At 45.2% G+C, this 14,495-nt stretch carries 14 protein-coding genes and 1 pseudogene; 8 read left to right on the top strand and 7 right to left on the bottom strand.

Translation table 11 applies throughout. The features are described from left to right. Positions 1-113 precede the first annotated feature (113 nt). The 3 genes from argS to KV201_RS12320 all read left to right on the top strand — a co-directional run bounded on the left by argS (position 114) and on the right by KV201_RS12320 (position 3,160). Positions 114-1,859 (top strand): arginine--tRNA ligase, encoded by a 1,746-nt coding sequence (gene argS, locus KV201_RS12330; protein WP_226059486.1) that lies wholly within the window; start codon positions 114-116, stop codon positions 1,857-1,859. Positions 1,860-1,862: 3 nt separating this feature from the next. Then, the gene (locus tag KV201_RS12325; RefSeq protein ID WP_012586653.1) at positions 1,863-2,579 is read left to right on the top strand and encodes an SPOR domain-containing protein; all 717 of its coding nucleotides are present in this window, start codon (positions 1,863-1,865) and stop codon (positions 2,577-2,579) included. A 356-nt stretch (positions 2,580-2,935) separates the two neighbouring features. Continuing rightward, positions 2,936-3,160 (top strand): hypothetical protein, encoded by a 225-nt coding sequence (locus KV201_RS12320; RefSeq protein WP_006083282.1) that lies wholly within the window; start codon positions 2,936-2,938, stop codon positions 3,158-3,160. 206 nt (positions 3,161-3,366) lie between these two features. Here the strand turns inward: KV201_RS12320 and KV201_RS12315 are convergent, their stop codons facing one another. From KV201_RS12315 to KV201_RS12305, 3 genes are read right to left on the bottom strand one after another with little or no spacing between them, the layout of a single operon-like run. Next, a complete protein-coding gene (locus KV201_RS12315; RefSeq protein WP_011847954.1) occupies positions 3,367-4,305 on the bottom strand; it encodes an SPFH domain-containing protein in 939 nt (312 codons plus the stop codon). Next, complete coding sequence (locus tag KV201_RS12310) at positions 4,305-5,240, bottom strand: slipin family protein (protein ID WP_006083284.1); 936 nt, start codon at positions 5,238-5,240, stop codon at positions 4,305-4,307. The genes KV201_RS12315 and KV201_RS12310 overlap by 1 nt, the downstream gene beginning before the upstream one ends. Before the next feature lie 12 nt (positions 5,241-5,252). After that, positions 5,253-5,723 (bottom strand): NfeD family protein, encoded by a 471-nt coding sequence (locus tag KV201_RS12305; RefSeq protein WP_012586650.1) that lies wholly within the window; start codon positions 5,721-5,723, stop codon positions 5,253-5,255. A gap of 475 nt (positions 5,724-6,198) precedes the next feature. On the opposite strand from KV201_RS12305, the gene KV201_RS12300 reads away from it, so the two are divergent. Further along, on the top strand, positions 6,199-6,951 hold the full coding sequence (locus KV201_RS12300) for an outer membrane protein OmpK (RefSeq protein WP_226059485.1): 753 nt from the start codon (positions 6,199-6,201) through the stop codon (positions 6,949-6,951). Between the two features lie 101 nt (positions 6,952-7,052). On the opposite strand, the gene udp is transcribed toward KV201_RS12300, so the two are convergent. Continuing rightward, entirely contained in the window at positions 7,053-7,811 is a 759-nt protein-coding gene (udp, locus tag KV201_RS12295; RefSeq protein ID WP_006083287.1) for a uridine phosphorylase, read from the bottom strand. A gap of 413 nt (positions 7,812-8,224) precedes the next feature. On the opposite strand from udp, the gene KV201_RS12290 reads away from it, so the two are divergent. Beyond that, positions 8,225-8,437: a YdcH family protein gene (locus tag KV201_RS12290; protein ID WP_006083288.1), complete on the top strand. Its 213-nt coding sequence runs from the start codon at positions 8,225-8,227 to the stop codon at positions 8,435-8,437. 64 nt (positions 8,438-8,501) lie between these two features. Here KV201_RS12290 and KV201_RS12285 read toward each other — a convergent pair whose 3' ends face one another. The 3 genes and pseudogenes from KV201_RS12285 to KV201_RS12275 all read right to left on the bottom strand — a co-directional run bounded on the left by KV201_RS12285 (position 8,502) and on the right by KV201_RS12275 (position 10,799). After that, the gene (locus KV201_RS12285) at positions 8,502-9,677 is read right to left on the bottom strand and encodes a type III PLP-dependent enzyme (protein WP_006083289.1); all 1,176 of its coding nucleotides are present in this window, start codon (positions 9,675-9,677) and stop codon (positions 8,502-8,504) included. A 151-nt stretch (positions 9,678-9,828) separates the two neighbouring features. After that, positions 9,829-10,016 (bottom strand): annotated as a pseudogene (locus tag KV201_RS22615) (hypothetical protein). A 303-nt stretch (positions 10,017-10,319) separates the two neighbouring features. After that, positions 10,320-10,799, bottom strand: a complete 480-nt coding sequence (locus tag KV201_RS12275; RefSeq protein WP_226059484.1) for a hypothetical protein — start codon at positions 10,797-10,799, stop codon at positions 10,320-10,322. A 170-nt stretch (positions 10,800-10,969) separates the two neighbouring features. Here KV201_RS12275 and KV201_RS12270 point away from each other — a divergent pair, with 170 nt between their 5' ends. The 3 genes from KV201_RS12270 (at position 10,970) to KV201_RS12260 (ending at position 14,473) form a co-directional block, all read left to right on the top strand. Then, positions 10,970-11,806 (top strand): mechanosensitive ion channel family protein, encoded by an 837-nt coding sequence (locus tag KV201_RS12270; protein ID WP_011847958.1) that lies wholly within the window; start codon positions 10,970-10,972, stop codon positions 11,804-11,806. 118 nt (positions 11,807-11,924) lie between these two features. Further along, the gene (locus KV201_RS12265; protein ID WP_226059483.1) at positions 11,925-13,460 is read left to right on the top strand and encodes a tetratricopeptide repeat protein; all 1,536 of its coding nucleotides are present in this window, start codon (positions 11,925-11,927) and stop codon (positions 13,458-13,460) included. Between the two features lie 236 nt (positions 13,461-13,696). Further along, positions 13,697-14,473, top strand: a complete 777-nt coding sequence (locus tag KV201_RS12260; protein WP_226059482.1) for an ABC transporter substrate-binding protein — start codon at positions 13,697-13,699, stop codon at positions 14,471-14,473. Positions 14,474-14,495: the final 22 nt, after the last annotated feature.

The following is a 14,495-nucleotide window of genomic DNA, read 5'->3' as shown; positions in this document are numbered from 1 at the left end:
TGACAATCATTTGATAAAAAATCATCGGGAAGATAGCAATTGTTAACCACAAACGGCTAAAATATGCGGTTATTCCCTGTATTCACTCTTAAAGTTAGTGCCGATTAGAACCCATGAAATCACATATCCAATCATTACTTGAACAAACTCTAGAATCCTTTAAACAACAAGGTATTGTGCCTGCTGACTTTGAAGCGCGCATTCAGGTAGATCGAACCAAGGATAAGAGTCATGGCGACTTGGCAACCAACTTAGCCATGATGCTGACTAAGGTCGCAGGCAAGAATCCACGCGAATTAGCCCAACTGATCATCGACACCTTACCGGCTTCGGCTTATGTGGCTAAGGTTGAGATCGCAGGTCCTGGCTTTATCAACTTTTTTATCAACGACAGCGCCTTAGCGGATCAACTGCAAAATGCCGTCAACGATGAGCATTTAGGTATCAAGTTACCGACACCGCAAACCGTTGTTGTTGATTACTCTTCACCAAACCTCGCCAAAGAAATGCACGTAGGTCACCTACGTTCAACCATCATTGGTGACAGTGTGGTACGTGCGCTGGAATTTTTAGGCCACAAAGTCATTCGTCAAAACCATGTGGGCGACTGGGGTACACAATTTGGTATGTTGCTGGCCTATATGGAAGAGCTACGCGCCAAAAATGGTGAGAAAGCACAACTTGAACTGTCTGATTTAGAAAACTTTTACCGCGCTGCTAAACTGCGCTTCGACGAATCGGCCGAGTTTGCGACCCGCGCTCGTCAATTAGTGGTTGAGTTGCAATCTGGCGACGAATACTGCAACAAACTGTGGCGCGAATTTAACGACATTTCGTTGAGCCACTGCCATGAAGTCTACGCCCGTTTAGGTGTGAGCCTGACCCGCGCCGACGTGCACGGTGAAAGTGCGTATAACGCCGATCTCGAGCAAGTGGTTAAAGATTTAGATGCCCAAGGTTTATTAACCGAAAGCAACGGCGCCAAAGTTGTGTTCCAAGAAGCCTTCCGCAATAAAGAAGGTGAGCCACTGCCAGTGATCATCCAAAAAGCTGATGGTGGCTACTTGTATGCCACCTCAGATCTTGCGGCAATGCGCTACCGTTCGAACGTGTTAAAAGCCGATCGCGTACTGTATTTTGTTGACCTACGTCAGGCACTGCATTTCCAACAAGTCTTCAGCCTAGCCAAGCTGGCTAAATTTGTTCGTGAAGATATGTCATTGGAACACTTAGGTTTTGGCACGATGAACGGCGAAGATGGCCGTCCATTCAAAACCCGTAGCGGCGGCGTCGTTAAGTTAGTCGACCTGTTAGAAGAAGCCAACGTGCGCGCACTAGAACTCGTTCGCAGCAAAAATCCAGATATGGATGAAGTCACGCTGACTGAAATCGCCCGCGTCGTTGGGATCAGCGCCGTTAAATACGCTGACTTATCGAAAAACCGTACCAGCGATTACATTTTCAGCTTTGAACAAATGCTCAGCTTCGAAGGCAATACAGCGCCTTACCTACTGTACGCATACACTCGTGTTGCGGGCATCTTCAAGCGTGTAACCGATCTGAATCTGAGCCAAGCGAAAATCGTGCTTGAGCATGAAAAAGAGAAAGACCTCGGTAACAAGTTAGCGCAGTTCGGTGAGATCCTCAGTCGCGTTGTCGATAAAGGTCAACCGCACGTACTGTGTGCTTACCTGTATGAATTAGCGGGTGCTTTCTCAAGCTTCTACGAAGCCTGCCCAGTGCTTGCTGCCGATAACGACGCGCAAAAGAACAGCCGTTTATTACTCGCACAACTGACGGCTCGTACGTTACAAAAAGGCCTAAATCTACTCGGTATCGAAACCTTAGAGCGGATGTAAGCCATGAGTAATCGCGATTATGCCAATAGAAGGCCGCAGTCGGGCGCTAAACCGCGCCCAGTCCGCGCGACTCGCCCAACCCGAGCAAAGCCTTCACAATCTAAATCGGCGCCGCGTAAGAAGCTGCCGCTGACGCTGATAGGCTTTGTCATACTCGCTGTGGGTTGTTTCGTCTATTTTCTGTGGAGCATTAAAGATAATGCTCAGCAAGAAGAGCAGCCGAGGCCAACTCCGGCCAAGAAAACCGAAACTCGAGTTAAGCCGCAAGAAAATGTGGTGCTCACCCCTAAGGTGAAAGAACCCGAGCGTAAAGCCGTCGTTATTCCTGTAGCGACCGAGGAGACAGCAGAGCCTGTTGCTCCGCCGAAGAAGGACCCTAACGCTCTGCCGCCTCAACCGAAGGAAGAATGGACCTATCTCAGTGAGCTTGAAAACAAGCATGTTGAAGTCGATATTCCCGATGTGGTCGCGAGCCGAACACCGATGCAATATCAGTTGCAGTGCGCTTCTTTCCGCCAAGAATCACAGGCGAACGAGATGAAAGCCGTGATCGCTTTCCAAGGTTTAGAGGCGCAAGTAAGACAGGTCGAAGGTACGACAGGTATGTGGTACAAAGTCGCTTTAGGCCCTTACGAACGTAAGCGTGATGCAGAACGTAAGCGTCACACGCTGCAAAATGCAGGGATTAATGGTTGTCAGATTCTGGCAATCCCTAAATAAGGCTTCACCCTTTCTCGGCTTATTTTAATAAGCCTAGTCACAAAAAATAGCGGCCAGCGTTTATCGCTCGTCGCTATTTTTTTATCCGCTAGACTTAATGTGATCTCGCTTTAGCTTGCCACATAACATCACTCACTATTCACCCAAGCTCACCTCGATATCCCCAGTTTTAAACAGCCCTATTTTTTAAAGTACTGTTTTGTTAAATCTATAACTGATTATTTATAAACAACAAAATCCTTTATTAATAAAGATTAATATGCAGTTTAATTGACCTAGATCAAACTTAGGCGTATCTCTTAAGTAACAGCAAGACTGTTGTATCTGTGTCAAATCCAACCTTAGGGTGAAGTATTATGAATGCATTAATAGAGATAGAAGCCACCGAATTCAGCCAACTTTTCAAAAGTGGTGACATGCTAGGAATTAGAATGTTTATGGAGCATGTTCGCATGCCGCTGGATGTTCAAGACAAGATTTATGACGAAATTTCAGCGCTTCAGCAATTAGAACAAAACCAAATTGCGAAACTCATTGAAACCCACGCCCATTCCCAAATTCATGAACGCCTAGCTTATTAGCCTTCCATTCAATGAAAAATTTATCTATGCCCAACTGCAGCTTCTGGCGGTTCATTCAACAGAAGCTGTATGATCTCCCCCTCTCCTCTACACTATCCACCACACAAACCGTCACACACATCACCCAATTACAGCCAAAAAATAAGGCCAAATACCTGAGTATTTGACCTTAATGATCTAGCTAGTTTCAGATGTTAACCACAGCCTTAGCTCGGTTTTTCTTCCGTTAAGCCTATGCTATTCATCCAGTAATCGAAATCCACCATATTACCCGGCAATACCACTCGGCTATTCTTCTGGCTTAAGCCATCGAGCTGTTTAAAGTACTGTTCGCCAAGCTGCATCCGCAGGGCATTGTGGCCACCCGGCGCGGCAATAACTGTGGCAAGACGTTCGATCGATTCCGCCGTCGCACGGGAAATAGTTAAAATTTCCTCAGCCTTACCTTCTGCTTCGTTAATCCGGCGCTGCATCTCACCTTCAGAGCGGTTTACCGTCTCAGCTTTAACACCTTCTGAACGGTTAATCTTGCTCTGCTTGTCGCCTTCACTCTTAGCCAATAATGCCCGGCGCTCACGCTCAGCATTCACTTGCATTTCCATGGCATTTTTAACGGTTTCAGGTGGGGTGATATTTTTAATCTCATAACGATGCACACGTATTCCCCACAGGGCACCGGCTTGATCTAATACCTGCACGACCTTGGCAGAAATCACATCACGCTCTTCAAAGGTGCGGTCAAGGTCCAGCGTCCCTATGACGGAGCGTGTCGTCGTTTGCGCTAGCTGGATAGCGGCGTAGCGATAATCGGTAATGCCGTAACTGGCTTTGACTGGGTCGGTCACAGAGATATAAATCACCCCGTCGACCTCAACGTTAACTTCGTCGCTCGAAAAACATTCCTGCGGCGGTACGTCGATGGTCTCTTCTTTCAAATCATGAATGAAAGCGACTTTATCCACAAAGGGGATCAAGGTATGGAAACCTGCATCTAAGGTGCTGTGGTACTTACCTAAACGCTCAACAATATAAGCCGATTTAGTGGGCACTAGGCGAATAGATTGAAAAAGCTTAATCACGAAAATGGCAAAAATCAGCCCCCAAATTGCCATCACAATCAAATCTGTATCTAATGGAATATTCATTATCGCGCTCCTTTGCCACTATTATTCTGGCCACTCACTGTCTGAGTGACTTGCTCCATGCCTTCGAAGAAACCTTCGAGTTTCGCCATTTCAGCTGGGACTACAGAGACTTGTGCATCATTGAGGATCTTGCCAACCTGAGCGATAAACTGCTCTTTTAATAACATATTCATCGCATCGGTGCCGCCATTAACCGCTAACGCCTGCGAGATCATTGCCATGCCTTCGGATTTCGCTTTAGCGATAATAGCAATCTCTTGCCCGGTACCTTTGGCTTCATTAATTCGTTTCTGCTTTTGACCTTCTGACAGGTTAATCGCCTCTTGGCGCTCACCTTCAGACATATTGATCATCGCCGCTTTTTCCGCATTGGCCAACGTGATTTCGGCGCGTTTGCGACGCTCGGCTTCCATCTGCTTCTCAAGAGTGTGGATCACATGGCGCGAAGGGGTGATATTGCGAATTTCATAGCGCAATACTTTGATCCCCCAAGGCTCAGACGCCTTATCGATTTCCCGCACTATGGATTCATTCAAGCTATCACGCTCGGAGAATGTCTCACTCAAACTCAGCTTACCAATCTCAGAACGCATTGTGGTTTGGGCTAAGTTCACCGCCGCTTTACGATAGTTTTCAATACCATAACTCGCCAGTTTGCCGTCCATGACTTTTAGGTAGACTAAGCCGTCCACTTCCAGTTGAGTGTTATCTTTAGAGATACAGCTCTGTGGCGGCACATCTAATACTTGCTCACGGGTATCGTGACGGTAGGAGACGCGATCGAAGAAAGGGATCAAAAAATGAAATCCAGGGCTTAATACTGCACGGAATTTGCCAAGACGCTCAATGACATGCACTTCACGCATCGGCACGATAAGCATCAACTTATAGAGAATAAAAAAGATAAATAAAATGACTAAGGTAAATACAAACATAGATTCCATCCTTTAGTTTTTGGAAGCTTCTATTGAAATAGGCTCAACGACTAGAGCGATATTTTCACGACAAATAATTCTGACTTCGGTCCCCGCAGCGATAGTGGTGCCATCGCCAAGCGCTGGCCATTCACTACCTTGAAATTCCACCCGCCCAGGTGCTTGCCCAGGACCTATGGTCTGCTTAACGCGAACAATTTGATTGTATAGATCGATTGCTTCATCCGTGTTATCCACATGGGAATCACCACCAACGAGCCTTTGAGTCACTTGTCTGAAGGTCAATAACAGCACAATGGCCGAGATAAACCATAGGGTCATGCTCTGCACCACGCCTTCGACTAGTCCTATGCCTAACGCGCCAGCCACGACTAAACAAGCCGCACCCAGCAACACTATGATGCCACCGGGAACCACTATTTCGGCGAGCATGAATACTAGCCCCACCACAGCCCACACTAAAATCGGATTTGAAAACTCCATATTTCCCCCTGAAATGAGAGTGTCCTTTGCAGCAACTATAACAGCAGCGTTTCGGATAAGCGACATAATATGTCAAAATTTACTCAGCCAAACGCGCAATCAATCGCCTATGTGTTAAGCCTCATTCTCCCACATCCATACGGCAATGCCCTTAGGTTGTTTTAAGATTAAGCATAATCAATTCAAAAAGATAGCAAACCTCAAAGCCGACACTTATTCATTCATAGAAAAATCCATTTAAAATCAATCGGCTAAAAATGGATTTCCACCATAACGATTATGTGATTTTGACAACAACATTCGATAAAAACTTTGAATAAATGTAAATTTTTGCATATATTGCCCCCACTTTTGTGCCAGTCCTTTGACGTACACCCACGCATGGTTTGAACTTACCCATCAAACCATGCCATAGGTCAGAGAGCAGATTGAGTAAGACACGAATTAACTTCGACCTATACAACAGGAAATAACAATGAAAAAAACATGCCTATGCCTAGCACTCATGCTTTCTCCTCAAGCATTTGCGGGTGACTTAGTACAATGGTGGGATTTCAGTGCAACAGCCCTCTATGGCGAAGACTACGATTTAGCGCCATCGGACAAACAAGCCACTATCACCTTAGAAACGGCGGGCGGCTGGAAATACGGTGATTGGTTTGCCTTCCAAGACTTTATCTATTTCAAAGGTAACGATACAGGCATGGAAAGCACTACCTATGGTGAGATTTCGCCACGCTTCAGTGCCAGCAAAATCCTCGGCGAGAAAATCGCCTTTGGTCCAGTGACAGATTTGTCTCTGGCACTGACCTATGAAGAAGGTGAAGGCCCAGTTCACAGCCTGCTTTACGGTTTAGGCGTTGATGTCGCCGTGCCTTATTTCACTTACCTGAACTTAAATACCTATCGCCGCAATGGCATGAGCACAGGTAACAACAGTGACGGCTGGCAGTTCACCCCAGTATTTCGCATCGATATTCCCGTTGGCTCAGCCAACATAGTGCTCGATGGCTTTATCGACTGGGTATTTGCCACAGATGATAATGGCTACGAGGAGAACTTCCACTTCAACCCACAGCTGAAATACGATCTTGGTAAGAGTTTGTTCGGTGATCATCAAGCCAATAAATTATTGGTGGGTATCGAATACGATTTGTGGACCAATAAATACGGTGTGAAAGGCGTCGATCAAGACACTTACTCTGTGATTGCCCAATACCACTTCTAATCGGTATAGACACAATTTTGAAGTAACAAAAAAGGTGCCATTGGCACCTTTTTTAGTTTGTTCACTCACTTTGCAGGGGAGTGTCGCTTAGCGTAATAAAATTAGGCTAACAATTTTTTCGCTGCTGCAACCACTATAGAAACCGCGCTTACTTCGGTTTTCTTCATTGTAGCTTCATCAGGAATTTCTTGTTGGGTGCGGTTTACAATCACACCAGCAACACAGGCTGCACGCCAGCCTTGAGTGGCACACATAGTGAATAAGGTGGAAGATTCCATCTCATAGTTCAGTACGCCCATATCTTGCCATTCTTTCATTGAACCCGCGAAACGACGCGTTACACGGCCAGTGACAGTGTCATAACGCTCTTGGCCTGGGTAGAAAGTATCAGAAGAAGCCGTTACGCCAATGTGTGGCTCTACGCCTGCATCGCGACACGCTGCAACCATAGCAGTGGTACATTCAAAGTTTGCAACCGCAGGGAACTCCATAGGTGCAAAGTGCAAGCTCGCGCCATCTAAACGCACTGAAGCTTGAGTCACAATCACATCGCCCACATTCACATGAGGTTGAATTGCACCTGTAGTACCAACGCGCAGGAAGGTATTCACACCTAACTGTGCAAGTTCTTCTACTGCGATAGAAGTCGATGGACCACCGATACCGGTTGAACACACGACTACTGGCTTGCCATCGGCATAAGCTAAATAGCTTGTATACTCGCGGTGGCTAGCAAGAAACGTCGCATTGTCCATTAGTTCGGCAATACGTTTTACGCGCTCTGGATCACCAGGAACGATTGCCAAAGTTGCACCATCGAGCATTGCTTTGGTCAAACCTAAATGAAATACATCAGCCATTGTGAAAACCCCTTTCATTTTTGATAATTAAATTCTTATAAAATCGACTTTAACCTAGTATCGAAGCGGTGAAGGTTAACTTGATCACAGAATTATCGGCAAGAAGTAATTGTTTAGTCGTAATGAAATTACCAATTGCTCTCACATCTGCTCACAAGATAGCAAATTTGCCCGCGCTGCGAATGTCAGTCTGATTTATGCCTAACAAAGTGTGAACCAGATCCTAATCACATGCCATAGACAGCGGCCGAAATCATCTAATCCAATGATTTATAAATGATTAAAATAAATCATCATTTAGTATTAATCTGAAGCGGGACGAAAGGTGATCTAAGTCACATTTCACTATAGAGTGAAAGGTTAGGGTTAAGGCGAAACCAGAAGTGTAGTAGATGACGACAAGGAGAATGCCGATGTTTCCAGAGTACAGAGAATTAATTTCCACCCTGAAAACCCAAGATGCTCATTTTCAACGTAAGTTTAACGAGCATAATCAGTTAGACGAGGAAATCAAACAACTGGAAAAACGTGTCGCCAGTGATTTCAATCCGACAGTGAAAGAACTCAAAAGCAGAAAGTTACACCTAAAAGAAGAGATTTATCAGATCCTCAAATCCCACGAGTAATCCCAAACTTCTTTACCGAACAACAAGGGCGCCTAAGCGCCCTTATTCATGTCACCACAATAGCTTACAGATAGTAATCTTTCAGCGGTGGGAAACCGTTAAAGCACACTGCCGAATACGTCGTCGTATAAGCGCCAGCGGTTAACCAATACATGCGGTCACCAATGGCTAAGTCATTCGGTAAACCATAGCTGTAGTGTTCGTACATGATATCGGCACTGTCGCAGGTTGGGCCGGCAATCACGCACTTATCCAACTCGCCTTGACGATCAGTATAAATCGGGAACTTAATTGCCTCGTCCATCGTTTCAATCAAGCCTGAGAATTTACCCACATCGGTAAACACCCAACGCTCTAACGCTGTGTAGGATTTTTTGCTGATCAGTACCACTTCCGACACTAAAATCCCCGCGTTAGAAATCAACGAACGGCCCGGCTCTAGGATGATTTGCGGTAAATCGTCACCGAAATCTTCCTTCAGGAAGTGAGTGATCTGCTCGGCATACACACCCAATTGATTGGTTTTATCAATATAGTTAGCAGGGAAACCGCCGCCCATATTGATCATCTTCAAGGTGATATTGTGCTCATCACGCAGACGGTCGAAAATGCTTTTCACTTTACCAATGGCAGAATCCCAAGCACCGATATCACGTTGCTGTGAACCGACGTGGAAAGAAATACCAAAAGGTTCTAAGCCCAATTCCTGCGCCAATACTAATAGCTCATAGGCCATTTCGTTTTGGCAGCCGAATTTACGCGATAACGGCCAATCAGCCGTGTCTGTACCTTCGGTCAAAATGCGCACGTAAATACGCGATCCCGGAGCTTCTTCAGCGATCATTCGCAGATCGGCTTCTGAGTCGGATGCATACATACGCACGCCGCGCTCATAAAATGCACGTACATCTTGACGCTTTTTAATGGTATTGCCGTAGCTGACTCGGTCGGTTGTCACGCCGACATTCATAACCATATCTAGCTCATAAATCGAGGCAATATCAAAGTTAGACCCTTTATCTTTCAGTAAAGATAAGATCTCGGCCGCGGGGTTTGCCTTAACTGCATAATAAACGTTGGCGTAAGGAAAACTATTAACCATGTCATCGTATTGTTTCGCTATGATACTGGTATCAATCACTACGAACGGGGTTGCTTTGTCTTTGGCAAACGCTTCAATACGCTTGAATGTGTCCATGTCATAATAGTCAGCAACATCAATAGATTGAAATTGGCTCATTGGGCCAGAGTCTCCTTTGGGTCAGGTAGATAAAAGTGAGTGTAATGTCTTAAAAACGTGCGCAGTAAACGATATTTTATCGCTTTACGCAACGAATTTTTATGCTGAATTTATAACTTTTTATTCCACAATGTTTTAAGGGGCTAAACCATCAAAAAAAGCCTCTATAAAACAAATAATTATGCACACAAACCCTAATACCAATCGTATTAAATATCTTTCATTCAGCGGGAGTTCAACGCGCTTTAGACAAGGCGAAGGCTTGAAGGCATAGTGGTGCTCTGTCGAAAGCCTTGAACGCAGTATAAAGCGCTTTGAAACCCGCCCTTCGGGAGCCACACAGGCATCCCACTCCGGTGTTGCATTGACTTAAAAGGGAATAACCATTTCTGCGTCAATGCGCCTTGGATTGAGATGCCTGTGAGGCTCTGAACTGATTAGATATTTAATGTGATTGGTATAAGGTAAATTTGTGTGCATTATCAGAATAAAAAGTGAATTTTTTACGACGTTATCGCAAAGGAGATGGATTGACTGGCTCAAGCCAACATTTCCATCCCAAAGCGATAAGCTTGAGGGGGCGAGCGCACCACGAAAGAAGGCTAATCTGATGCCTTAAAATAGGTCCGTTAAATTGAATCGTTACTGCGGCTGATTCAATTTTGCGAGTGCTTGGCCCAAGGCTTCACTGGAATCAAAATAGGCGATATCTAAAATATTACGCTGATTGAGCAATATCATAGTGGCCATATCTTTGGTATCGGGTAATAAGCGACTGATCTCACCTTCCCTATCTAACCCAATCGAAAAGGGTAAATCTTGCATTTGTGGCACAGCAACAAACTTAGCGATTAAAGAAGGCATGCCACTGATATCCGCGACATAAACTAACCCAGCAGGCATTTGAGTCGTACTCAGAGGCGTGAGTGCTTCTTTAATCACATCGCCGCCTTTCATGCTGCGGCTAAAGAGTAAAACTTGAGTTTCATCTGTCACACTTATCGTTTGATCATTTTGATCGAGAAGTGAAATAGGATTAATCGCATCGCCAGCAACATAACTCGCAGCATACGCCCACATGGGGGTTAATAGACAAGACAGACATAACAACAGCGTTTTCATAAACACTCGACTCCATTATTGGATAGGCGGACAGCATACCTGACTCCCCCTATCGACTCATTAAACCAACCGCGATTACATGATACGCTTCACACATGCATGGCGAATAAGTATTTGATGGGATTTCTGCGCTATAATCGCACAGTTAAGTTTATTACAAGGATATCATAATGATAACACCTGGACTCGATCAGGAATTGCAGCAACTACAAGGCGTTTATCAGCTGATCACAGAGTTTCTAGTCACCTATAGCTTCCAATTGGTCGGCGCTTTGCTGATCTTTTTACTGGGGTTGTGGGTCGCCAGTAAGGCATCACGTTTAGTCGCGAAGCAGTTCGAAAAACACAATATCGACATTACCTTAAGCAATTTTGTCAGTAACCTGATCCGCATTCTGATCATCATCATGGTCGGGATCATCGCCCTCGGCAAAATTGGCATCAGCGTCACCCCTATGGTGGCAGCCATTGGTGCAGCCTCCTTAGGTGCTGGCTTAGCCTTGCAAGGCATGTTAGCCAACTATGCCGCCGGCGTGACCATTATCGTCACCCGTCCTTTCGTGGTGGGAAACACTATCGAAATCAAAGGGGAAAGCGGTGTCGTTAAACGTATCCACTTAGGCATGACCATTCTGAGTAATGAGGAAGGCGAGCAAATCAGCATTCCCAATAAGCATATCGTCGGTGAGATACTGCATAATTCCTTTAGCAATAAACTGGTCGAAACCCAGTTTAATCTCAGTTACAACACAGATCCCGAACGAGCCATTAGTGTGATCACTGAGTTATTGAGCAACAATCCCTATGTCTATCAAGAGACCATGCCCAATATCGGCATCAATGGTTTTAATGCTATCGGGATTGAAATGGGAGTGCGCTATTGGGTGCCCACGCAAAGCTATTTTCAGCATAAATATAAGGTGAACTTAGCCCTCTACAACGCCCTTAAGCAGGCGGGAATCGAGATTGCCTGCCCCATCAGAGAGATCCATCTGCAAGATAAATAATGCTAATGATCATGGGGTTGACCGGCGTAATCGGTCTGCCTAGCCCACATTGTAAACTTGCATTCTTGTACGAATTTACGTTTACTATGCTCCCAAATATCGATAGTGATGGATTACTATGTTGTTGATACTCATAATTATTGCTTTTGTTGTACTGTTTATTTTCTTCGCTAAATATCAAAAAAAACAAGCTCAAGCCGAAGCGCTTGCCGCTGGAGAGCCCAATGCGCTACTCCATCATGGCATCGCACTGATTAATAAAGATCAAGTAGAAGCAGGCTTAGATTTTATTCATCAAGCCGTGGATAAAGGGTTGGCAGTTGCGGCTATCACCCTTGCCGAATTATATTCGGGCCGATTTCCACAAGTGCCAGCCGATGCTAAAGCCTCGAACGATTGGTATAAAAAAGCGGCCGAACTCGATTCCCAATACTTATCACTGTTAACACTACCGAATTTGCTTTCGTCAGAAGCGCAAACTCGGGAAGATCTAGAAATGCTGGAGGCTCAGCTCAAACCCAATGCTGAAGCAGGCGATGCCGCGTTTCAGTATGAACTTGGGCTTTTATATGAAAGACAGCCTTTACTCGATCCAAATGCGACTCAAGCCATTGATTGGTTTGAAAAAGCCGCTGCCCAACAACATCCAGATGCCGATTACCACCTAGGGGCGCTTTATTGGCATGACAAACGAGTGACGTCTGACTTTGCCAAAGCGAGACAGTACTTTGAAAAAGCGGCGGCTAATGGCGATGAACTGGCCAAAGAGCACTTAGGCAATATGCTCCTCGCTGGCCAAGGTGGGCCAAAAGATGTAGCTCGTGCAGAGACTTTGCTCAGCGAACAAGCTGAAGACAATGATTTCAGACAGTTTTATTTGGGTAGACGCTTCTTTTATGGCGAAGATTTTCCAGTAGATTATGTCAAGGCCCGTTATTGGTTAACAAAATCCTTTGAAGCAGGTAATAGCTTTGCTCAGGTCACGTTGGCCAATCTTTTACTCGTCGACCCGCAAAATGATGATGACTACCAACAAGCCAAAAATTACTACGAAGAACTCATCACAGAATGGAATGAAGACGCCCTATCAGGCTTAGGCAAAATACATGAACAAGGCTTAGGCGTAAGCCGCCAGCCGATTAAAGCATTAATGTATTATCAGCTCGCGGCCATGAGCCATAGCGCTGATCACCTAAAAGAATTAGCCAGATTGAGTCAACAACTGGGCACCTTAGAGATAAGAGAGGCCGAGCGGCTGCGTGACAGTTTCTTGCATCAGTATCCGATCCCCACTGAGCAACAAGCCTATTTCTATGGCAACAAGGCTGAATCATTTTTAAGTGATGAAAATCCTACGCGAGAGGCTCTACAGGCAGCAGAAGCTTGGTACATCAAATCGGCAGAGCTCGGTAATGAAAATGCCATGCAAGAACTGGTCGATATTTACGGCGCGGAGCGATTAAACAAGCCAGTACAAGTGTTTATTTGGTCTAGCTTATTACTGCTTCATTTTGGCAAATACGGTATGAATAGCGATCAGTTGCTCTATCAAACCAGCGCTAAATCTTGCCTAACAGAATCCGAGCTTGCCTACGCCGAAACCCAAATTGAGGCCATTGAAACTCAATTAACGCCCTATCTTGCGTCTGTATAGGTAAGTTTCGCTGCAGCGAATGAGTCTCAGAAAAGGTTTGGCCAAATTAAATAAGCCAAACCTTTTAGTGATAAAATAGAGTGCATTTATAATTACTTAAAAAGCACAGTGGATTTATAAGCACTACAATCATTGTATTCACTAAACCTGTACGGCTAAATGACTAGACATAAAACCTAGTCGGATTAACTGTCCAGCCCGATAATTAAAACTGACCATTTTAATAGGCAAGATGAATGAGGCTGATACTGATAATTGTCATTTCATGCTTATTTCTGCCCCAAGCGAGAGCAGAAACCTCTGCCGTTGTCTGGCAAGCACACTGCCGCGATAGGCATCCTGTTATTTATTTCGAAAATGGTGAGTGCAAAGGCCCAGGTGCTGCGGTGATCAATCAAGTCATCACCCGTCTAGGTCACACGGTAAATTGGAGTAATGTGCCTTGGGCACGCACGATTAAAGTCGCCGAAACGGGACAAGTCGACCTCATTCCCGTCCATTCGATGACACCCGAGCGCAACGATTTTCTGGACCCTATGCTACTGGGCTACGACAAGCGCTACGTCTATTACTTTGCCCTTGCGAATCGACAGCTTGAGGTCAAAAATTTCGATGAATTAAAGCCTTATATCATTGGCGCACTCAGAGGCGCTTTTTACTGCCCGCAGTTCAATGACAATCAAAATCAACTAAAAGTGTCTTTTGTTAATGATAACGGCCAGTTAATCAATATGTTGAAGGCAGAACGTATCGATTTAGCCATCACCTCCGAACAACATGAAATGCAATTCTTTGCTAAAGATCCCCAGCTTAAGCAGATGAAATACGTCGACATCAGCAAGAACGGTCGCTATTTCAGCATTCCGCTCATGTCCCCGCTGCATCAATATGCCAAGCAAGTTCACCAGATAGTCGACGACATGCGCACCTCAGGTGAAATCACTCGGCTATTTGAGTCCTATGGCGTCGAGCCTCCGCTTAATCTCACTGAATCGCCCTTAGCGACTCACTGATCTGAATACTGATAACCCAAAA

Origin of the sequence: Shewanella sp. SR1, from assembly GCF_020447145.1 — a bacterium.
Taxonomy (GTDB): Bacteria; Pseudomonadota; Gammaproteobacteria; order Enterobacterales; family Shewanellaceae; genus Shewanella; species Shewanella baltica.
The sequence above is the reverse complement of the archived record's forward strand: the minus strand, read 5'-3'. Positions and strand labels throughout refer to the sequence as shown.

What these genes read in the sequence shown, in the direction of transcription:
- KV201_RS12300 (WP_226059485.1), top strand. Translation starts at nt 6,199, where the DNA reads ATGAAAAAAACATGCCTATGCCTAGCACTCATGCTTTCTCCTCAAGCA.
- argS (WP_226059486.1), top strand. Translation starts at nt 114, where the DNA reads ATGAAATCACATATCCAATCATTACTTGAACAAACTCTAGAATCCTTT.
- KV201_RS12325 (WP_012586653.1), top strand. Translation starts at nt 1,863, where the DNA reads ATGAGTAATCGCGATTATGCCAATAGAAGGCCGCAGTCGGGCGCTAAA.
- KV201_RS12265 (WP_226059483.1), top strand. Translation starts at nt 11,925, where the DNA reads ATGTTGTTGATACTCATAATTATTGCTTTTGTTGTACTGTTTATTTTC.
- KV201_RS12320 (WP_006083282.1), top strand. Translation starts at nt 2,936, where the DNA reads ATGAATGCATTAATAGAGATAGAAGCCACCGAATTCAGCCAACTTTTC.
- KV201_RS12285 (WP_006083289.1), bottom strand. Translation starts at nt 9,677, where the DNA reads ATGAGCCAATTTCAATCTATTGATGTTGCTGACTATTATGACATGGAC.
- KV201_RS12275 (WP_226059484.1), bottom strand. Translation starts at nt 10,799, where the DNA reads ATGAAAACGCTGTTGTTATGTCTGTCTTGTCTATTAACCCCCATGTGG.
- KV201_RS12315 (WP_011847954.1), bottom strand. Translation starts at nt 4,305, where the DNA reads ATGAATATTCCATTAGATACAGATTTGATTGTGATGGCAATTTGGGGG.
- KV201_RS12310 (WP_006083284.1), bottom strand. Translation starts at nt 5,240, where the DNA reads ATGTTTGTATTTACCTTAGTCATTTTATTTATCTTTTTTATTCTCTAT.
- KV201_RS12290 (WP_006083288.1), top strand. Translation starts at nt 8,225, where the DNA reads ATGTTTCCAGAGTACAGAGAATTAATTTCCACCCTGAAAACCCAAGAT.
- udp (WP_006083287.1), bottom strand. Translation starts at nt 7,811, where the DNA reads ATGGCTGATGTATTTCATTTAGGTTTGACCAAAGCAATGCTCGATGGT.
- KV201_RS12260 (WP_226059482.1), top strand. Translation starts at nt 13,697, where the DNA reads ATGAGGCTGATACTGATAATTGTCATTTCATGCTTATTTCTGCCCCAA.
- KV201_RS12270 (WP_011847958.1), top strand. Translation starts at nt 10,970, where the DNA reads ATGATAACACCTGGACTCGATCAGGAATTGCAGCAACTACAAGGCGTT.
- KV201_RS12305 (WP_012586650.1), bottom strand. Translation starts at nt 5,723, where the DNA reads ATGGAGTTTTCAAATCCGATTTTAGTGTGGGCTGTGGTGGGGCTAGTA.